The 18722-nt window shown below is 67.3% G+C and carries 21 protein-coding genes; 4 read left to right on the top strand and 17 right to left on the bottom strand.

Translation table 11 applies throughout. The features are described from left to right. Positions 1-36: 36 nt before the first annotated feature. Genes ABZ345_RS03865 through ABZ345_RS03855 form a run of 3 tightly spaced genes read right to left on the bottom strand, consistent with a single transcriptional unit; the run spans position 37 to position 1868 of the window. On the bottom strand, positions 37-621 hold the full coding sequence (locus tag ABZ345_RS03865; protein WP_359842634.1) for a TetR family transcriptional regulator: 585 nt from the start codon (positions 619-621) through the stop codon (positions 37-39). Between the two features lie 27 nt (positions 622-648). Next, positions 649-1323: a hypothetical protein gene (locus ABZ345_RS03860; protein ID WP_359842632.1), complete on the bottom strand. Its 675-nt coding sequence runs from the start codon at positions 1321-1323 to the stop codon at positions 649-651. Positions 1324-1349: 26 nt separating this feature from the next. Next, positions 1350-1868 (bottom strand): SigE family RNA polymerase sigma factor, encoded by a 519-nt coding sequence (locus ABZ345_RS03855; protein ID WP_359842630.1) that lies wholly within the window; start codon positions 1866-1868, stop codon positions 1350-1352. A gap of 123 nt (positions 1869-1991) precedes the next feature. Between ABZ345_RS03855 and ABZ345_RS03850 the strand changes: the two genes are divergently transcribed. Next, a complete protein-coding gene (locus tag ABZ345_RS03850) occupies positions 1992-2993 on the top strand; it encodes a GntG family PLP-dependent aldolase (RefSeq protein WP_359843120.1) in 1002 nt (333 codons plus the stop codon). Between the two features lies 1 nt (position 2994). After that, positions 2995-3591 carry an HAD-IA family hydrolase gene (locus ABZ345_RS03845; protein WP_359842628.1) on the top strand — a complete coding sequence of 199 codons (597 nt, stop codon included), beginning with the start codon at positions 2995-2997 and terminating at the stop codon, positions 3589-3591. On the opposite strand, the gene ABZ345_RS03840 is transcribed toward ABZ345_RS03845, so the two are convergent. The 9 genes from ABZ345_RS03840 to ABZ345_RS03800 form a co-directional block, all read right to left on the bottom strand. Then, positions 3535-4260 carry an ion channel gene (locus tag ABZ345_RS03840; protein WP_359842626.1) on the bottom strand — a complete coding sequence of 242 codons (726 nt, stop codon included), beginning with the start codon at positions 4258-4260 and terminating at the stop codon, positions 3535-3537. The two genes, ABZ345_RS03845 and ABZ345_RS03840, sit on opposite strands and share 57 nt — an antisense overlap. A gap of 38 nt (positions 4261-4298) precedes the next feature. After that, positions 4299-4448 (bottom strand): hypothetical protein, encoded by a 150-nt coding sequence (locus tag ABZ345_RS03835; protein WP_166049133.1) that lies wholly within the window; start codon positions 4446-4448, stop codon positions 4299-4301. Between the two features lie 15 nt (positions 4449-4463). Then, positions 4464-5594 (bottom strand): pyridoxal phosphate-dependent aminotransferase, encoded by a 1131-nt coding sequence (locus ABZ345_RS03830; protein ID WP_359842624.1) that lies wholly within the window; start codon positions 5592-5594, stop codon positions 4464-4466. A gap of 28 nt (positions 5595-5622) precedes the next feature. Then, on the bottom strand, positions 5623-6795 hold the full coding sequence (locus ABZ345_RS03825) for a WXG100 family type VII secretion target (RefSeq protein ID WP_359843118.1): 1173 nt from the start codon (positions 6793-6795) through the stop codon (positions 5623-5625). 10 nt (positions 6796-6805) lie between these two features. Further along, entirely contained in the window at positions 6806-7111 is a 306-nt protein-coding gene (locus tag ABZ345_RS03820; RefSeq protein WP_359842622.1) for a hypothetical protein, read from the bottom strand. A 96-nt stretch (positions 7112-7207) separates the two neighbouring features. After that, entirely contained in the window at positions 7208-7945 is a 738-nt protein-coding gene (locus ABZ345_RS03815) for an ESX secretion-associated protein EspG (RefSeq protein WP_359842620.1), read from the bottom strand. Positions 7946-7967: 22 nt separating this feature from the next. Further along, entirely contained in the window at positions 7968-9257 is a 1290-nt protein-coding gene (locus ABZ345_RS03810; RefSeq protein ID WP_359842619.1) for a hypothetical protein, read from the bottom strand. Positions 9258-9266: 9 nt separating this feature from the next. Further along, a complete protein-coding gene (locus ABZ345_RS03805; protein WP_359842617.1) occupies positions 9267-9863 on the bottom strand; it encodes a DUF3558 domain-containing protein in 597 nt (198 codons plus the stop codon). Then, entirely contained in the window at positions 9860-10312 is a 453-nt protein-coding gene (locus ABZ345_RS03800; RefSeq protein ID WP_359842615.1) for a hypothetical protein, read from the bottom strand. Before ABZ345_RS03800 ends, ABZ345_RS03805 begins: the two co-directional genes overlap by 4 nt. A 510-nt stretch (positions 10313-10822) precedes the next feature. On the opposite strand from ABZ345_RS03800, the gene ABZ345_RS03795 reads away from it, so the two are divergent. Then, the gene (locus ABZ345_RS03795; protein WP_359842613.1) at positions 10823-11671 is read left to right on the top strand and encodes an AraC family transcriptional regulator; all 849 of its coding nucleotides are present in this window, start codon (positions 10823-10825) and stop codon (positions 11669-11671) included. Here ABZ345_RS03795 and ABZ345_RS03790 read toward each other — a convergent pair. The 5 genes from ABZ345_RS03790 to ABZ345_RS03770 form a co-directional block, all read right to left on the bottom strand. Then, positions 11661-12569: an ADP-ribosylglycohydrolase family protein gene (locus ABZ345_RS03790; protein ID WP_359842611.1), complete on the bottom strand. Its 909-nt coding sequence runs from the start codon at positions 12567-12569 to the stop codon at positions 11661-11663. The two genes, ABZ345_RS03795 and ABZ345_RS03790, sit on opposite strands and share 11 nt — an antisense overlap. After that, the gene (purD, locus tag ABZ345_RS03785) at positions 12566-13822 is read right to left on the bottom strand and encodes a phosphoribosylamine--glycine ligase (RefSeq protein ID WP_359842609.1); all 1257 of its coding nucleotides are present in this window, start codon (positions 13820-13822) and stop codon (positions 12566-12568) included. Before purD ends, ABZ345_RS03790 begins: the two co-directional genes overlap by 4 nt. Before the next feature lie 16 nt (positions 13823-13838). Beyond that, positions 13839-14816, bottom strand: coding sequence for a TAXI family TRAP transporter solute-binding subunit (locus tag ABZ345_RS03780; RefSeq protein ID WP_359843116.1), 978 nt, complete (start codon positions 14814-14816; stop codon positions 13839-13841). After that, positions 14806-16695, bottom strand: a complete 1890-nt coding sequence (locus tag ABZ345_RS03775) for a TRAP transporter fused permease subunit (protein WP_359843114.1) — start codon at positions 16693-16695, stop codon at positions 14806-14808. The genes ABZ345_RS03780 and ABZ345_RS03775 overlap by 11 nt, the downstream gene beginning before the upstream one ends. Positions 16696-16808: 113 nt before the next feature. Next, positions 16809-17069 carry a UBP-type zinc finger domain-containing protein gene (locus tag ABZ345_RS03770; RefSeq protein ID WP_359842607.1) on the bottom strand — a complete coding sequence of 87 codons (261 nt, stop codon included), beginning with the start codon at positions 17067-17069 and terminating at the stop codon, positions 16809-16811. 28 nt (positions 17070-17097) lie between these two features. Here ABZ345_RS03770 and ABZ345_RS03765 point away from each other — a divergent pair, with 28 nt between their 5' ends. Beyond that, on the top strand, positions 17098-18666 hold the full coding sequence (locus tag ABZ345_RS03765) for a Na+/H+ antiporter (RefSeq protein WP_359842605.1): 1569 nt from the start codon (positions 17098-17100) through the stop codon (positions 18664-18666). The last annotated feature ends 56 nt before the right edge of the window (positions 18667-18722 follow it).

The raw sequence follows: 18722 nt of genomic DNA, 5'->3' as shown, positions 1-18722 counted from the left end.
AACCAGGGGAACGCATCAGAGGTACGCGGGGTTGCATCACTCGTGACGCGAAAGGGCCGTTCGGAGCATCCTGGCCGCGACGCCGCGCGGGTCCGACTTGAGCTCGATGAACGAGTTGACCACGGAACCGTCGACCAGCGCGATCAGCTCCTCGACCCGGTCGCGCGTGATGTCACGGCCGGAGCGGGCGAAGATGTCGGCGATCAGCGCGTGCAGCTCCGTGGACAGCACGTTCATCAACGGACGCAGGTACGGGCGGCGGCCGGTCGCGACGAGGCGTTCGTAGCGCAGCAGCATCGTCTCGGTGTCGGTGACGTCCTGGCCCACGAGCAGGTCGAGGATCAGCTCGATCAGCACGTCGGCGTCGGCCAGCTCGTCGGTCAGCTCGGCCAGGCGTGCGCGGCAGCTCGCCAGCTCGGTGCGGCCGTGGAACTCCACCGCCGCGGTGATCAGCTCGTCGAGCGAGTCGAAGTAGTAGGTGGTCGACGCGAGCGGCAGACCTGCGCGTTCGGCGACCGCGCGGTGCCTGACCGCGTCGAATCCGCCCTCCACGAGCAGTGCGGACGCGGCCTCGACGAGCGCCTGCCTCCGGCGCTCACCCTTCGGGGTTGCTGCCGTCATAGTCGGGCCAGGGTACTGGGCCGCTGATCAGAACTTCGGCGCCAGTGCGTCCGCGATGGGCCTGGCCTTGCTCTTCAGCTCGCCGTCGCCCTGGGTGAACACGTAGAGGTCCTGCCCGCTGCCGGACGTCACCTTCTCCGTCGAGGCACCGCTGGGCGGGTCGAACGCCCGCGGCGTCACGATCGCGGTGACCGTCAGCCCGTCGATCTTGAACGAGGCCGCGCGGGAGTCAGGTGAACAGGACACCGACGGAAGTCGGGCGAAGTCCGGTGAGACCGAAAGCTCGCTGGCGAGGGCCTCTGCGAGCTCCCGGTCCACCTCCGCGCAGCCCTGCACTGCGCGTTGTGCACCGGTCGTGAAACCGGTGCTCCCCGGCGTGGACCCGTCCCCCTGCGTGGACGAGTCTCCGGGGATGCTCTTCGTGGACGGCTGCGCTTCCATCAGGGTCATCGGCGCCTGCGCGTCGTTGTTCTCCTGCGGTTGCGCGCTGCTGCTGCTCTTGTCCGTGCTGATCCAGTTCGTGCCCGCCAAGACACCGCCGAGGCCGAGCACGACGACCAGGGTAGTGCCGGCGGCGATCGAGTTGCGCCTGCGGAGGCTGGCGCGTCGCGAAGCAGTTCGGACGTCACCCGCGTCGAAGGACGCCGGTGGCGCGTCGTGCGCGGCGTCGCGGAACAGGTCCGCGAGCTTCTGCTCGTCCATCTACGTCCTCCTTTCCGCGGTCTTGTTCATGACGCCGGTCGCAGGTCGTCGATCGCGTCGCCAAGAGCTTCCCGCAACGCGGTCAGCCCGCGTGCGGTCTGACTCTTCACAGTTCCTTCCGAGCACTTCAGAACCTCGGCCGTGGCCGTTACGTCGAGGCCCTCGAGGAACCTCAGCACGAGCACCGCGCGTTGCCGCGGCGGAACTCTGCGCAGGCCTTTCATCAACGCCTCGCGCGTCGCCACCGTCTCGCCGATCTCGTTGTCCTGAGTCGGCGACTCCGGCAGCTCGTCGGTGAACTTCTCGCGCCGCCACGGACGGCGCGACTCGTCGATCACCGCGCGCACGAGCGTGCGCCGCACATAGGCGTCGAGAGCCTGCTTGTCCCGGATCTTCCGCCACCTCCTGTGCACCGCCACGAACGCCGTCTGCGCGAAGTCGTCAGCGCGGTGCCAGTCGCCGCACAGCAGGTATGCCGTTCGGCGCACGGCCTCACGGCGAGCCACGAAGTACTCCGCGAACTCCTGCTCGTCGCGCTGATCCACGCGGACTGCTCTCCGCTCGTTCCTCGAGTTGCACTGACGGGACGGAAACTGGGTCACCAACGGTTGCACGAACCATCGACGAGAGCTACATCACCCCCTCGGTCGTTCACCGGATGTGATGTGATCGGGGCCGTGACCCCCATCGACCTGCGCTCGGACACCGTGACTCAGCCGGACGAGGAGATGCGCCGCGCGATGGCGTCGGCCGAGGTCGGCGACGACGTGCTGGACCACGACCCGACCATGGCGCTGCTGGAGGAACGCGTTGCCGCGTTGCTCGGTGTCGAAGCTGCCCTCTGGGTTCCCTCCGGCTCCATGGGCAACCTCATCGCGTTGTTCCTGCATCTGCGGCGCGGTGACCGGTTCCTGGCTCCGCTCGGCGCACACGTTCTCGACGCCGAACTCGGTACCGCCGCCTGGCTGGCCGGCGGGATGCCGCACGGGCTCGCGGTCATGTCTCCGGAAGCCGTGGTCGCCGCTGGTGGTGGCGAGTCTCCCTACTACGGGCTGAACACCACGTTGTTGTGCTTGGAGAACACGCACAACGCTTCCGGTGGCACTGTGACCACGGCTGATGAGCACGCTCTGCTGGTGTCCGCCGCTCGCTCGGTGGGGCTGGCCGTGCATCTGGACGGCGCTCGGTTGTGGAACGCGTCGGTGGCGCTCGGGGTGCCGCTCGAGGTGCTGGCCGCCGGGGCGGACACCGTGCAGGTGTGCCTGTCGAAGGGTCTCGGGGCGCCGGTCGGGTCTGTCGTGGCCGGGTCTGCCTCCTTCGTTGTCGAGGCTCGCCGGGTCCGGAAGATGCTCGGTGGCGGGGTTCGGCAGGGCGGGGTGCTGGCGGCGGCCGGCCTCGTCGCCCTGGATCGGATCTCCCGGCTGGCTGACGATCACGCGAACGCGTCCGCGCTGGCCGCGGGGTTGCGTGAGCTGGGTTGGGACGTTCCCGAGCCCGCGACGAACATCGTCCTGGCCTCTGTTCCGGATCTGGACAAGACGCTGACGGCGTTGCGCGAGGTCGGGGTTCACGCCAGTCCGATGTCCGGCAAGGTTCGGTTCGTGACGCACGGCGACGTGGGCTCGTCCGACATCGCCGAGGTGCTGCGCCGGCTACGAGAGGACGCCTGAGATGCGCTGGATCGTGTTCGACTTCGGCGAGGTCATCAGCCAGCGCAACCCGGCGCTGCCCGCGATGGCCTCACGGCTCGGTGTCTCGCTGGAGCAGTTCGAGTCCGCGTACTGGGACCGCGACGCGTACGACCGGGGCGGGTCGGACGCCGACTACTGGTCGTTGATCGGGTCCTCGCTCGGGATGTCGTTCGACGACGACACCGTGCGCGAGATGACCGCGATGGACAACGCGGGCTGGCTGGACGAGCCGGTAGCGGACACCGTCGCGCTGCTCGAGGATCTTTCGGCTCTGAGCGTGCCGCTGGCGTTGCTGTCGAACGCGCCGTCGACGTTCGCACGGCTGGCCGAGAAGGTGCCGTGGGCCAAGCACTTCCGGCACCTGGTCTTCTCCGGCGACCTCGGCTACGCGAAGCCGGATGCCGCGATCTGGCACCACGTGGAGTCGGTCGTCGGTTCGTCCGACCTGATCTTCTTCGACGACCGCGCCTCGAACGTCGAGGGCGCTCTGATCGCCGGGTGGGACGCGCGGCTGTGGACGTCAGCCGCCGCTGCGCGCGTTGAGCTCCGCGCGGAGTTCGGCGATCTCGGCGCGTAGGTTCCGGAGCTCCTGCGCGGTCTCGAGCTCGGCTTCCTCGACGCCGCGCAGCTTCTCCACCAGCCAGCTGGCGATCGTTCCGGTGATGACACCGAGCAGGGCGATGCCGCCGACCATGAGCAGGCCCGCGACCATCCGCCCTTCGCCCGTGACGGGGTAGCGGTCGCCGTACCCGACCGTCGACATGGTCGTGAGCGTCCACCACAGCGCGTCGCCGAACGTGGTGATGCTGGCGTTTTCCGCGTGCCTTTCCGCGTCCAGCACGGCGAGGCTCGCGCAGAAAACGACGATGATCGTCACCCCGGCGACGTAAATGCTGACCCGCTGCCGGATTTTGTGCTGGAACTTCTTGTTGAGCAGCGTTATCACCGTGATCAGCCTCAGCACCCTGAGTTGCCTGACCATCGGCAGAAGGACCGCCGCGAGATCGAAGAGATGCGATTTCACAAAGTGGATCTTGTTTTTGGCCAGCGTCAGCCTGGTCACGTACTCGGCCGCGAACAACGCCCAGACCAGCCACAACACGATCTCGAGGGTGAAGTGCGCGCGCCCGTGATCGTCGAGAACCTGCCACGCGTACGCGACGAGGAACAGCACGGCGAGTGCCGTCAGGGGCCACTCGACCTTTCGCTCCCACCGTTCGAGGCGGGCCTCGTTGGACTGCAACACCGCTTCATGGTGAGTGGTTGGTCCCGTTTAGACCAGTGTCACCGCTTGGATTTGATCGCACCGTAAGCCGCTGTGCCTGCGAGGAGTAGTCCTCCAATCACAGCGAGCCAGAAAAGGCCCTTCACCACGGCTCCGACGACGGCGAGCACGATCCAGATCGCCACCAGCCAGCCGATGATCGCCCACATGGGTCTTCCTCCCCTTCAGAGCCATGCCTTCAGACGTACCAACGCTTCCTCGATGTCGTTTGTTGCACCGGCGAACGACATCCGCACGAAGTGGTGGCCGTCGACCGGGTCGAAGTCGATGCCGGGGACGATGGCAACGCCCGTGTCGTCGAGGAACCTGCGGCAGAACGCCATCGAATCGTCGGTCAGGTGCCTGATGTCCGCATAGACGTAGAAGGCGCCGTCGGCCGGTGCGAGCTTGTCGATGCCGAGGTTCGTCAGGCCTTCGAGGAGGACGTCGCGGTTGGTCCTGTACCTCTTGAGGTGAAGTGCCGTTTCCGCATAGGAGTCTTCGTGGAATGCCTCGACGGCGGCGTATTGCGCCAATGCGGGCGGGCAGAGGGTGAAATTGCCGGTCAGACAGTCGACGGCGCGGCGGAGGCGTTCCGGCAGCAGCATCCAGCCGAGCCGCCAGCCGGTCATCGCGAACGCTTTCGAGAACGAGTTGACGACAATGGATTCTTTGGACGTTTCCCAGGCGCAGCGCAGCGGTTCGCCGTAGCTGATGCCGTGGTAGATCTCGTCGCTGACCAGCTGGACGCCGTTGGTCTGGCACCACTGCGCGATCGGGCGGACGTCCACTGTTGTCCCGGTCGGGTTGGCCGGGCTGGCGACGATCACGCCTTTGAGGCCGTCGTCGAGCATCTCGATCGTGGGCTGGAAACGCGTTTCCGGGCCACACGGGAGCTCGACGACCTCACATCCCAGTGCTTTCAGGATGTTGCGGTAGGCGGGATAGCCGGGGCGGGCCAGGGCGACCTTGTCACCGGCGTCGAACGCGGACAGGAACGCCAGCGTGAACGCGCCGGACGACCCCGTCGTGACCACCACGTCGTCGGCGGTCACGTCGAGGTCGTACTGGCGCTGGTAGTGCCCGGCGATGGCACTGCGCAGCTCGGGGATGCCGAGCTGCTCGGTGTAGCCGAGGGCGTGGTCGTTCAGGGCCTTGGCCGCCGCGTCCCGCACCGGTTTCGGCGCCGGGCTCGAAGGCTGCCCGGCGGCCAGGGAGATCACGTCGCCGTGCGTCCGCTGCCTTTGTGCGGCAGCGGAAAGCACGTCCATGACGTGGAAGGGCGGTACGTCGGCGCGGGCGGCCACGGTCAGCATGCCGCCAGGCTAACTCGCCTTTCGCAGGTCAGTAACCCTGATAGCCGCCGCCCTGCGCCATCGCCTTGAGGCCGGGGTGGCCGGCGAAGCCGCCGTAGCGGTCGAACGTGTACCGGACGCCGGCGATGATGTTGTCGACCGGGTTCCAGATGTCGTCGTGGCCGGGCAGCTTGTGGGCGTTGAACGTCGAGTCGATGCACTGCATCAGGCCCTTGGACGGGTGGCCCGCCTGGTAGTTCGAGTCCCAGAGGTTGATGGCGTGCGGGTTGCCGCTCGACTCCTTCTCGATGATCTTCCAGATCTCGTCGATGTTGTCGTCGGTGACCGGGATGCCGTTGGCCTGCAGGATCTTGATGGCCTCTTTGATCCACTCCTGGACGTTGCCGGGGGGAGGGCTGCCGGACGGCGGACCGCCGCTGGGGCCCATGCCGCCACCGCCACCGCCACCGCCTTCGCCGCCTCCACCACCGCCGCCTCCACCACCGGAAGCGCTGCCGCCGCCACCGCCGCCACCTTGATGCTGGGACGGGGCGGGTTGCTGCTGCTGAGGTGGCGGTGTGTCCGAAGAGGACGTTTTCGTCGAGTCGTCGGGCGCGGGAGTCGGCGCCCACTCGATCCCCTTGCCCGGCTCCGGTGTGAAGGACTGCGTGTTCGGGTCCTCAATGGACGAGAACTTCGGTGCCATCGCGCCAGGGCGGCCCTTGAGGGCGCCCGCGGCGGCGTTCAGGGCACTTTCCGCCTGGGAGATCACGGGTTTCGCGTCGCTCGTGGCCTCGGCGCAGTAACCGCGGATGACGCTGTCGACGTCCTCCTGCGGCTGGCCGTGGAGCTGCTGGCGCGTCTGACGGGCGCGGCTCAGCAGGTTCTCGCAGATCGTCGTCATCGAGGTCTTGGCGGTTTCCAACGCGTTCGCGGCCGCCTCCAGGTCGGCCGCGGCGCCGTTGAGCCCGTCGGTCATCGAGGTGCCGGCCTTCGTGATGGTGCCCATGTAGGCCACGAAGCCGTCCGCCGACTTGCCCTCCCAGGCGCCGTCGAGCTGGCTGACCGACTTCTGCAGGGCGTTCGTCTGGTCACCGCACTTGCCGGCCGCCTGCTTCCAGCGGTTCGCGATGTCGCGCACGGCCTGCGGTTGCGCGGTCTCGATCTTGTCAGCGAGCGCGGCCAGCTCAGCCCCGCCGGGCAGCCCCGCGACCTCGTCCATCGCGCTCACGTCACACCGCCCTCATGGAGTTCTTGGTGGCTTCCTCGGTGTCCGCGACGTTGGTCTGGATCTTGTCGAGCGCACCCTCGACCTTGCGCAGCACCTTCTCGGCCGCCTCGAACTCCTGCGTGCCCGCTTGATCCATCGCGGTCACCGCGCCCTGGACCGCGCCGGAAGCGCCGAGTTTTCCGAAAATGTCCGGATTGCCGTACTGATTGGAAAAGCCGTCACCGATCGCGCCGAATTGTCCGGCCTGGCTGCTCACGGTTGTCCGGCACTGTTCCATGGCCTCAGTGTTGAACTTCGCCACAGCCATGCGCGCCTACCCCCTAAACGTCTCGCCGCCGACCTTAGAGCGAATTGCTCTGCTCGGCCGGGTGATTGGACGCAGGGGTTGGCGCGAACGTTCCACTCAGACCTCTTGCAGGAGCTCCCAGACGGCCGCGGCGAGACGATGGTTGTCCACCGGCGTGATCGTGCACCACTGCCGCCCGTCACTGCTCGGCTTGAGCTGCCGCAGGTACCGCCCGTTGTGCGTGTCGTGGAACGAAACCACGCGCTTGGCCCGCTGCCCGTTGCGCTGCACCCCGAACTGCCCGCGCGTGGACGTCCCGTCCAGCATCCCGGCCAACTCCTGCGCGTCACCGAGCCGCATCCCCTGCCGCTCGAGCATGGTGATCAACCGCTGCGCGTCCTGCCCGACGTCCTTGGCGGCACTGACGAGTTCGTCGTACGGCAGGCTGATCGAGCGCCCGAACCCGGCCGGCATCTCCCCGGCCACCGACACCGCGGCTTCCGCGAGGGCGGTTCCCCGCGCCTCGATCAACCACATCTCGTCGCGATCCTGCACCGCCAGGATCGCCTCGTCCCCGATGGCCGCCGCGAGCCCGCTGATCTGCCGGTCGGCCCAGATCCACAGGTCGATCGACATGGACGCGTTGGCCAGCAACGCGAACCCGTCCGCCAACTCGGACACGACCCGGCCATTACTGGCCAGGCCGCGCGCCTCCAACGACTCCCAGGCCCGCTTCACCACCTCGGCCTTCTCGGTGTGGGTGATGGAGGGAATCCGCGTGTCCAGCGCGACGTGCGCGGCCGGGAGGCGTTGCGCCTCCCAGACCACGGCGAACTCCACTGTGGACAAAACCACAGAACCTGGTGAGCTCAAGGGATTACTGGTCCTTCGGGTCTTCGCCGATGACGGACTGCACCACCATGCGGTCATCACCGAACATCTCGTCGGAGTCGACGCCGTACTTGCGCACGTGCTCGCCGTCCTCCTCGCCCTCACCCTTGGCCGCACTGGCCGCGGGAGACATGAGCGACCCGGACTTGCCGGGAGCTCCACCCTTGCCCGCCGCGGCACCAGGCCGGCCGCTGCCCTCGGGCCCAACACCACTGGCGCCACCAGGCGTCATGGTGCCGCCCTTACCAGCAACTCCGGGCCCGCCAGGCAGACCGGGGCCTGCCTTGCCACCACTGGGACCGGGACCGCCCTTGCCCGCACCGATAGTGCTCGGGGCACCCTTCGGCCCGGTCGGGGCGATCGGCGTCTTCGGGGCCTGACTAGGCCCACGCCCGCCACCGACCACCTGAGCACCCTTCGCGGTGCCCGCCGCGCCCGCGATACCCGTCGCCGCCGCGCCTGCCGCGGCGATGCCCACCGGGAGGGTGGACGGGAACGGCTTGGGGAAGCCCGGACCGCTGGCGAGCGGGGTCGGGGTGGTGCCGGGAAGCACGCCCGTGGTGTTGCCGGGGATGCCTGGGGTGGGGCCGACCGGCACTCCTGGGGAGCCGGGGCTGCCCGGGGTGCCGGTGAAGCCCGGGCCGCCGTGGATGCCGGGCGGGGTAGCGCCGGGCGTGCCGACCTGGGGGCCGACAGGAGGCGCCACCGCGGCGCTGGCCACGACGATGTCCGGCGCCTTGTCAGGCGCGCGGAAACCGCTCAACGAATTCTGGCTGCCGCCGACATAGCCGTTCAGACTGTCGATGGCCTGCTGACGGGCGCGGTTGGTCGCCTCGACTTCCTTGGCGTGGTCGGTCTCAATCCCGACAACGCTGCCGACCTTGTCTTTCCAGTTCTGCTCGGAGTCTCCACGCAGGTTCTGCTCAGGAGGCGTGCTGTAGCGGGCAGTGCTGGTGCTCTCGCCCTGCTGCGTCATGGCCTGGGAGTTCTGCTTCGACGCCTGGCTGCTGTCATCGATACCTGCGGCCACGACGTCCGTCTTCTCGTGGCTCTGTTCTCCGGCCGCGCCGCCCCAATCGATCTTGAGATCCTTGAGCTGCGCCCGAATCGTCTGGTCGATGGACTCGAGAGAGTTCGCCAACGTGCGCAGAGCCTCGGACGCCTCGCCGAACTGCGTTGCGATCGTGCTGCTCGAAAGCTTCTTGACCTCGTTGGCGAGTTGCTCGTTGGACCAACCGTCGAAATTCCAGTCATTGAGCTGCCGATAACCCGACATGGCTCCCCCTCACTTCAACGTCTTGAGCGTCGAGAGTGCTAGACCAGCGGCCTTCTCAGCCTTACCGCACAGCACGGACTGGTCCTTCTCCTTGGTGGTCGTCGGGATGTAGCTGACCATCAGTTGCTGGCCATCCGCGACATCGATCGCCACCGAGCAGTCGAATCCAGAACCGCCCTTGAGCTTGACCTGCACCGCGCCGTAGTCGCCAACCTTGATCACCGTGGAGTCAACGTTGCCGCCACCCTGGAGCCAATACGAAACACCTTTGTGGGTTACCGCGCCGACCTGATAACCGAAGCCTCCGTCACTCCCGTAGTCACAGCTGGGCGACTCTTGGCCGTCTACCAGGTCCAGCTTCACCGGATCAGCGGAAACGGTGCTGATCTGCTTCATCTGATCTGCCGTGAACAGCTTGCAGGTGTCGATCGAATCCAGCTTGAGGGCCTGCGGACGCGCAGGCAGCTTGCTTCCAGGATCGTTTCCGGATGAGCTGGTCGACGACGGAACCGGCGTGGGATTCCCCTTCTCTCCGCCGGAAGTGCAAGCCGAAACAGCTGCCACGACGACAACCACCGCAGCAAGCTTTGATATGCGCATCGTCATTCTTTCGCCTTGCTGAACACGGCAGTGACCTCGTCCTCGGTGAAGCCGTACTGCTGAGCCGACGTCTTCAACTGGTCGGAAAGGCTCCGCAGCGTCTCCATGTAGAGGGTGATCCTGTTGGCGTAAGAATCTTCGTGGAAGACCAGTCTGTCATTCCACGCCTTGACGACGTCATCAGTGACCTCACCGTCATTGGACGGAATCCGCAGCTTGGGAACGTTCCGCTTGTACGCTTTCTCCAACAAGTCGAGCTGGTCGTGGATGACCTTGCCGGCCTTCAACACGGTGTCCTTTTCGACGTGAAACTGCTGGGTCGACGGGCCAGAAGAGATTCTGTCCATCAGCGACGACGCGGCCTTGAACGTTGCAACCGCCCCAGCAACTGCGCCACCGGCCAGTCCGGCAGCGGCACCGAGAACGGCATCCGCCCCCGCGTTCTCCTGTGTCACGACGTCCTACCCCCGTACGGTTGGTGACGGTTCGGTCCCGCTTCGCAGGCTACCAACGCCCGCGTAAGACGTACCTGTGGTTGGACGAAGACCACCCCTTGTTGGTTCCACGTCACGCTCGGTTTCGTTTCCACTGGCACAACCGGTCGATTCCGGCAGCTTCCGCGACTTGGGGGAGGAACGCACACGACCACCTGGGGGAACACGTGCACGGGCCGCAGCAGCCTTATCAGTTTCGGCAGTACCCGCGGTAACAGCTCCCGCCGCCAGGAAAGAGCGCACTGGGTTGATCATCACGGCGATCCTGGGGGCACTGGTGCTGGTCGGCGGAGGCATCACCGCCGTGATCCTGGCCAAGGGCCAAGACACACCTCAGGCGGCGGTCGAACAGCAGCCCGGTCCAGCAGTTCGCTCCGATCGCCAAGCGGATGGTGGACGAGGTTCGGAAGGCGATCGGATAGGGCACAGGAAGTCGGGTACGACCGCGGCTCAGCCCATAGCGTTGGGGACGTGTTGGAGCGACTCAACCAGGCCATGGCCCGCATCGAGGAGAGCCTCGACGGCGAGGTCGACGTGAAGGGGCTCGCGCGGATCGCGGGCACCAGTGAGTACCACTTGCGCAGGTTGTTCAGTGCGCTCGCCGGCATGCCGTTGAGCGAGTACATCAGGCGCAGGAGGCTCACCAAGGCGGCGAGTGAGGTCCTCAGTGGACAGGACTCGTTGCTCGACATCGCCGTGAGATGGGGTTACGGGTCCAACGAGGCCTTTGCTCGGGCCTTCAAGGCCATGCACGGGACGGGGCCACAGGAGGCCCGTACGAGCAGGAAGTCGTTGCAGTCGCAGCAGATTCTCACGTTCAGGCTGGTTGTCGAAGGGAGCACGAGCATGGAGTACCGGATCGTCAACAAGGAAGCGTTCAAGGTCGTCGGGCGGGGGACGCGGGTGCCGTTGGTGCACCTCGGGATGAACCCGGCGATCGTCGAGTTCGTGAAGGGCATCGGCATGCCGACGCTGGAACGCATCAAACAGCTCAGCGACGGGGAGCCGGGAGGGATGCTCGCCTTGACCTACAACCAGGAAGGGGTTGAGGAAGGGGATCAGCTCGACTACTTCCAGGGGGTGGTGACGAGCCAGGAGGCGCCGGAGGACTTGGAGACCGTCCAAGTTCCCGGGAACACGTGGGCCGTCTTCACGACGGAAGGGCCCTATCCCGAGACGATTCAGCACATGTGGCGGGACGTGTACGCGCAGTGGTTCCCGTCCAACAGCTACCAGAGCGTTGAGGGGCCGTCGATGTTGCGCACGCAGATCGACGGGGACAGGGCCAGGGCCGAGCTGTGGATTCCGGTCACCAGCTGAGTGCCAGGCGTTCGATCACGTCTCGCAGTTCCAGCACGGACAGCCACGAAGAAGGAATCACGGCAACGCCGTCGCGGGCGCCCAGGATGTTGCCGCAGATCGAACCGGTGGAGTCCGAGTCGCCTGAGTGATTGACGGCGATGCGCAGTGCGGAAGGGAAATCAGGCGCCACCAGGGCGGCGTGCAGGCCGATGGCCAGGGCCTCTTCGCCCACCCAGCCGCCGCCCAGCGAGGACTCGATCTCCTCTGGCGTCAAAACCCCGAGGCCGACCACCTTGTCCAGCAACGTGGTCTGCTCCTCGTGGCCCTCCCAGCGGACCAGTTCGGCACGCGCGACAGCGACAGCCGACAGCAGGTCCGCGCCGCTCAGCAACGACTGGACGATCACTGCCAGTACGCCTGCCGACAGGTAGCCGCTCGGGTGGTGGTGCGTCATCTGAGCCGTGCCCACGGCCAGCGAGAAGACCTCGCGAACGTCGCGCGACCACACGGCGACGGGGGCGGCGCGCATCACGCCGCCGCAGCCTTTCGAGTTGTTCTTCTCGTTGTGCTTCAACGCGGTGATGCACGTGTGGCCCGGCGCCCGCCGTGAGTGCAGGCGCTGGTCCGCCATCAGCCAGCCGTCGGAAGTGACCAGCGGGCCGCCCTGCGTGTGCAGCCAGCGCGCGTAGGCGGCCCGCACGGTCAGCAGCGGGTCTACGCCGTGCTGCCGTGCGAGCAGCAGCCCCTCCAGCGTGAACAGCACCATCTGGGTGTCGTCGGTGATCTCCAGAACAGGGAGGTCGACGACGCCGGCAGGGCCGTACTGGCGACGGATCGTGTCGATCGACGAGAACTCGATCGGCGCGCCCAACCCGTCGCCCACGGCCCCGCCGAGCAGGCAGCCGAGCAGGCTCACGGCACCGTGATCGTGCCGTCGACAGCCTTGAGAGCGATGTCGGAGCGGTGGTGGGAGCCGGTGAGGTGGATGTCCGCGATGCGCTTGTAGGCGCGCTCGCGGGCCTTCGACAGCGACTTGCCGGTGCCCACGACCGACAGCACGCGGCCCCCGGCGGAGACCACGGCACCGTCCTCGCGGCGACGGGTGCCGGCGTGCAGGACGCCGTCGGTCTCGGAGCCGGTGATCACGTCGCCCGTGCGCGGACGGCCGGGGTAGCCCTCGGCGGCGACGACGACCGTCACCGCGTAGCCGTTCTCCCACTCCAGAGCGGGCAGCGAAGCCAGCGAACCGGTCGACGCCGCTAGGAACAATGAAGAAATCGGCGACTTCAGCAAAGCCAGGACCGACTGCGTCTCCGGGTCACCGAAGCGGCAGTTGAACTCGATCACCTGCACGCCCGACGACGTCAGCGCCAGACCCGCGTACAGCAGACCGACGAACGGCGTGTCCCGAGCGCGCAGCTCGTCGACGACCGGCTGCACACAACGTGAAACAATTTCAGATACAAGGCCCTCCGGCGCCCAGGGCAACGGCGCGTAAGCACCCATGCCACCGGTGTTCGGGCCGTGGTCCCCGTCGCCCACGCGCTTGAAGTCCTGCGCCGGGATCAAAGGCACGACGGAAACACCGTCGGTGACGCAGAACAGCGACACCTCGGGTCCGTCCAGGAAGGACTCCAGCAGCACGGGGTGCCCGCCGTCGAGCAACGTCATCGCGTGCGCACGGGCAGCGGCCAGGTCGGAGGTCACCACGACGCCCTTGCCCGCGGCCAGGCCGTCGTCCTTCACCACCCACGTCGGCCCGAAGCGCCCCAGAGCAGCGTCCAGACGGGCCGGGTTGTCCACGACCTCGCTGTGGGCCGTCGGCACTCCCGCCGCGTTCATGACGTCCTTGGCGAACGCCTTGGACCCCTCGATCCGGGCAGCCTCACGAGAAGGCCCGAAGCACGGGATGTCCAGCGAACGAACCGCGTCGGCGGCCCCGGCGACCAAGGGTTGTTCGGGGCCGATGACCACGAGGTCGGCCTTCCACTCCTTCGCGAGAGCGGCGACCGCCGAAGCGTCTGCGACGTCCACGTCGTAGAGCTCGGCGTGGCCCGCGATGCCCGCGTTGCCCGGCGCGCACGCCAAAGCAGTGAGCTGCGGGTCGCGCGACAACGCGAGGACAAGGGCATGCTCACGGGCTCCAGACCCGATGACCAGGACGCGCACGATGCCCCAGCGTAGTTCAGCCGAGCGCCTGCTTCGCTCCAGGGTGCAGCGGGACCGGGTCGGTGGCCGATGCCTTGTCCTTCGAGATGTCCTTCACGGCCGGGTGCACCTTCTCCAGGTCGGCCTTCTTGTCGAAGATCAGCTTGGTCACGGCGCACGCGTTGTTGGCCGCGAAGTCCTCCCGGACGAGCAGCAGGTTCGGCACGGCGATCGTGGGAACCTCGGCCGTCCCGTAGGTCGCCGCCGGGATCTGCGCCCTGTCGTAGACCGGGCTGATCTTCTTCATCTCCGGCAGCAACGGCGTGATGTCGATGAACTTCACCTTGTCCTTCAGCGACGTGGTGATGTCCGTGATCTGCGGCGTCGGCAACCCGCCGGACCAGATCAGGCCGTCGATGCCGCCGTCCTTCATCCCGTCCGCGGTCTTGGTCAGGTCCAGGCGCTGGGCGGACACGTCGGAGTCGATGTTGAGCCCCGCCGACTTCAGCAGACGACCGGCGATCACCTCGGTGCCGGACTTCGGCGAACCGGTCGAGATCCGCTTGCCCTTCATGTCCGCCACGGAGTTGATCCCGGAGTCGGCGCGGACGAGCACCTGCGTGTAGTTCGGGTAGATCCGCGACAACGCCGCGATCTTCTCCTTCTTGCCGTTGAACGCCCCGGTGCCGTTCACCGCGTCCGCCGCCGTGTCGGCCAGCGAGAACGCGATGTCGTACGTGCCCGAGACGAGCTGCTGGATGTTCTGCACGGACGCGCCGGTCTCGGCCGAGGACGCCTTCAGCTTCGAGTTGTCGGAGATCAGCTTCGCGAGACCGCCGCCGACCACGAAGTACACGCCACCGGAGTTGCCGGTCGCGATCGTGATCCGGCCTTCGGACGCCTCGCACGACACCCCGCCGCCCGACGCGTCCGGGGTCGTGGGCGTGCGTTTGCCGCCACAGCCGGAAACCGCCAGCGCCAAAGCGATCGCACCGATCGCGTACTTACGCAGCATCACGAACCCTCCCACGGGTCACCAGGTGTACCGCCACGGCCACCACGAGGAACCCGGCCCCGATGGCGATCGTCAACGGCTGCAGGTAGAGCAGGAACAACGCGGCCGGCACGCACAGCAAGCGCTCCGGCCAGCGCGCGGGACCGAACAACCAGCCGCCCGTCAGAACGGCAAGAGCGGCCACCCCCAAAGCCGACGCACCGAACGTCCACACCGAGTCCAGCAACGGCCCGCGCAACAACAAAGAAGCACCGTTGTCGGTCAGCACGAACGCCAGCGGCACCAGGAACGCCGGCAGCGTGTACTTCCACGTCTGCCACATCGTCTTCATGACATCGCCGCCGGTCAGCGCCGCAGCGGCCACGGCGGCGAGCGCGGTCGGAGGCGTCACCTCGGACAACACCGCGTAGTAGAAGATGAACATCGCGGTCTCGGCCGGCTCCACGCCCAGCGTGATCAACGCCGGCCCGATGACGACCCACGAGATGATGAACGACGCGGTCACCGGCACGGCCAGCCCGAGCACCGACACCGCGACAGCCGCCAGCACCGCCGTCAGCATCAGCACCACGACGGGCTCCGAGGAAACAGCCGAAGCCAGGTCCACCAACGACCCCGCAAGCGCTTGCCCCAGCCCGGTCTTGGTGATCGTCGACGTGACCACGCCCGCCGCCGCACACACCGCGATCACCGGGAACGCCGACCGCACGCCGACGGACAACGCGTCGGCGATCAACCGGAACCAGTCACGCCGGTGGTTGATCAACGCGAACAGAGCCGCCACGCCCGTCGCGTAGACGACCGCGCGGTAGACCGGGATGTCGAGCGCCAGGAACACGATGATGATCCCGAGCGACAGGAAGTGGTACCAGCCGAGCTTCAGCACCTCGAGGAACCGCGGCGCGTTCACGTCCACCGGCCGCGCCCCGAACCGCCGCGCATCGGCCTCCACGGCCAGCGCGATGCCCAGGTAGTAGAGCAGCGTCGGGATGATCGCCCAGATCAGCACCGACAGGTACGACACCTTCAGGTACTCGGCGATGATGAACGCCGCCGCGCCCAGCGTGGGCGGCGACAGGATCGCCCCGATGCCGGACGCGGCGAGCAGCCCGCCCGCGTTCTCCTTGGGATACCCGGCCTTCTGCAGCATCGGCCACGTCACGGCGCCCAGCGACACCGTCGTCGCCGTGCCCGAACCGGAAACCGTGCCCAGCAGGAACCCCGCGGTCGCCGCGGTCCGCCCAGGAGCGGTCCGCGACTTTCTAAAAGCCGCAAAGCTGACGTCGACGAAGAACTTCCCTGCCCCAGAAGCGTTCAGAACGGCGCCGTAGATCGTGAACAGCACGATGTAGGTCGCCGCGACGTCCATCGGCGTCCCGTAGAACCCGCTGTAGTCGTTGAAGAACCCGTTGATGATCTGCGAGAAGTCGACGCCGGAGTGCGCGATCGACCACGACGGCGGCAGGAACCCGCCGTAGTACGCGTAAGCGACGAACGCCAGGCACACCACCGGAAGCACCCACCCGGTCGTGCGCCGGCACGCCTCCAGGATCAGGACCAGCAACACAGTGCCGGCGATGACGTCCAACGACGTGAGCTGCCCCTGCCGGTTCAGGAACTCGTCGTAGCCCCCGAACAGCGGATAGGCGCCGACGACGAAGGCCAGCAACGCCAGCACCCAGTCCCACCACGGCGGCGTGTGCCCGCGGCCGTACGACAGGAAGACCAGCGGCAGCGTCACCGCCAGGAAGATGATCAGGTAGTACACGCTTCCCTTGGCGAACGGGAAGAAGACCTGCTTGAGCACCAGCAGTGCGATCAGCAGGCCGGCGATCCACAGCGCCCGCTCCCACTTGGGTGAGAGCGAACGCGACGGCATCTCCTCGTCGTGCTCCGCGACGATGCGGGCGAGGTCCGGGTTGGCCACGAACCGACCGTACTGTGGTCCCGATCACAGCGTCAGAGGATCAATCCAAAGGAATTGCAAAGTCATCAGACGATGGCACTGTCCACATAGCACCAGCGCCAGTCCTCGCCTGGCTCGAACGAGCGCATGACCGGATGCTGAGACGTTCCGAAGTGCGCCGTCGCGTGCCGGTGCGGGCTCGAGTCGCAGCACGCCACGTGCCCGCAGGACAGGCACATCCGCAGGTGAGCCCAGTTGCGCTCACCCAGAGCGAGGCAGTCGACACAGCCCTCGGTCGACTCCGGCGCCACCGACTGGGGCAGCGCTCCCACGTGCGAACAGGTCATGCCGTCCATCTTTACGCAGAATGTGCGCATGGTCGGGCCTGAACTACTGCTGCTGCTCCTCGGAGCGTTGGTCGTCACCTCCCTCGCGCGCCGCCTGAACTGGCCGGCGCCGCTGGTGCTGGTTGCCGTCGGGCTCGTGGTCTCGTTCATACCGGGGGTGCCGGAGTTCGAGCTGGATCCCCACCTGATCCTGGTCCTGGTCCTGCCGCCGCTGCTCTACAGCGCGGCACTGGACAGCTCGTACCTCAACATCCGCGCCAACCTGCGGCCGATCGGCCTGCTCGCGGTCGGGCTGGTGCTGTTCACGACGTTCGCGGTGGGCGTAACGGCGAAGCTCGCCTTCCCGGACCTCCCGTTCGCCGCGGCACTGGTCCTCGGCGCGGTGGTCGCCCCGCCGGACGCGGTCGCTGCCGTCGCGATCGGGCGCAAGCTCGGTCTGCAACGCCGGGCGATGACGCTGCTGGTCGGCGAGAGCCTGATCAACGACGCCACGGCGCTGACCGCGTTCAAGGTCGCGGTGGCGGCCACCGTCGGCGCGGCCATGCACCCGCTCGTCGGCGTCGGGATGTTCCTGCTGGTCACGGTTGGCGGGATCGCGGTCGGGCTCATCGTCGGGGTGGCCGTCCGCTTCCTGCGCAAGCGGCTCTGCGAGGGGGTGCTGGAAAGCGCGCTGGGCCTGCTCGTGCCGTTCGGTGCCTACCTGCTCGCCGAAGAGGGCCCGCACCTGTTCAGCAACAAGATCCAGTTCTCCGGTGTGCTCGCGGTCGTCGTCGCGGGCCTGTACGTCGGCCACCACTCGCCGCGAGGCACCTACACGACCCGGCTGCAGGACGCGGCGGTTTGGCGGTCGGTGGACGTGCTGCTGGAGTCGTTCGTCTTCGCGCTCATCGGGCTGCAGGTGTCGGCGATCATCAGCGACGTCGACCTGAACGCGAGCCTGCTGATGGGCGCGGGCGCGGTGCTGCTGGCCACGATCCTCGCGCGGTTCGTCTGGATGTACCCGGCCACGTACATCCCGATGTTCCTGTCCAAACGCATGCGGGAGCGCGAACGCTGGCCGCACCTGGGCCAGGTCACGGTGATCGCGTGGGCGGGCATGCGCGGTGTGGTGACCCTCGCCGCCGCGGCCGCGATTCCGGAAGAGGTTCCGGGACGCGGCATCATCCTGTTCTGCGCCTTCGTGGTGACGGTCGCGACGCTGCTGCTGCAGGGCACGACGTTGCCGTGGCTGATCAACAAGATCGGGTTCGAGGGCGACGACGTACGCAAGGACGCGCTGGCCGAGGCCCAGATCCAGCACCGGGCGGCGCAGGCGGCGGTCGACCGGCTGGACCAGGAGATCGCCGACGTTCCCGACCACGTCGCGGACCAGCTGAGGTCGCTGGCCGAGCACCGGGGCAACGCCGCGTGGGAACGGCTCGGGCGGCAGGAGGAGGAGAGCCCGGCGGCCGCGTACCGCAGGCTGCGCAGGGCGATGCTGAGCGCGGAGCGTGACGAGTTCATCAAGGCCCGCGACGCCGGTGAGATCGACGACGAGGTGCTCTTCCGCGTGCTGCGAGAACTGGACTTGGAAGAAGCCGCACTCTCTCGTGAGTAACCGTTCACCTGCATTTCGTGTTGCGATGCTTGGGTGCGCTCTCAACACGAAATGGG

This window comes from Lentzea sp. NPDC005914, assembly GCF_040629405.1.
GTDB lineage: Bacteria > Actinomycetota > Actinomycetes > Mycobacteriales > Pseudonocardiaceae > Lentzea.
The sequence above is the reverse complement of the archived record's forward strand: the minus strand, read 5'-3'. Positions and strand labels throughout refer to the sequence as shown.

Coding starts and splice junctions, on each gene's coding strand:
- ABZ345_RS03845 (WP_359842628.1), top strand. CDS start 2,995: ATGCGCTGGATCGTGTTCGACTTCGGCGAGGTCATCAGCCAGCGCAAC.
- ABZ345_RS03860 (WP_359842632.1), bottom strand. CDS start 1,323: ATGGACGAGCAGAAGCTCGCGGACCTGTTCCGCGACGCCGCGCACGAC.
- ABZ345_RS03780 (WP_359843116.1), bottom strand. CDS start 14,816: ATGCTGCGTAAGTACGCGATCGGTGCGATCGCTTTGGCGCTGGCGGTT.
- ABZ345_RS03805 (WP_359842617.1), bottom strand. CDS start 9,863: ATGACGATGCGCATATCAAAGCTTGCTGCGGTGGTTGTCGTCGTGGCA.
- ABZ345_RS03775 (WP_359843114.1), bottom strand. CDS start 16,695: ATGCCGTCGCGTTCGCTCTCACCCAAGTGGGAGCGGGCGCTGTGGATC.
- ABZ345_RS03835 (WP_166049133.1), bottom strand. CDS start 4,448: ATGTGGGCGATCATCGGCTGGCTGGTGGCGATCTGGATCGTGCTCGCC.
- ABZ345_RS03820 (WP_359842622.1), bottom strand. CDS start 7,111: ATGGCTGTGGCGAAGTTCAACACTGAGGCCATGGAACAGTGCCGGACA.
- ABZ345_RS03825 (WP_359843118.1), bottom strand. CDS start 6,795: ATGGACGAGGTCGCGGGGCTGCCCGGCGGGGCTGAGCTGGCCGCGCTC.
- ABZ345_RS03770 (WP_359842607.1), bottom strand. CDS start 17,069: ATGACCTGTTCGCACGTGGGAGCGCTGCCCCAGTCGGTGGCGCCGGAG.
- ABZ345_RS03830 (WP_359842624.1), bottom strand. CDS start 5,594: ATGCTGACCGTGGCCGCCCGCGCCGACGTACCGCCCTTCCACGTCATG.
- ABZ345_RS03810 (WP_359842619.1), bottom strand. CDS start 9,257: ATGTCGGGTTATCGGCAGCTCAATGACTGGAATTTCGACGGTTGGTCC.
- ABZ345_RS03865 (WP_359842634.1), bottom strand. CDS start 621: ATGACGGCAGCAACCCCGAAGGGTGAGCGCCGGAGGCAGGCGCTCGTC.
- ABZ345_RS03765 (WP_359842605.1), top strand. CDS start 17,098: ATGGTCGGGCCTGAACTACTGCTGCTGCTCCTCGGAGCGTTGGTCGTC.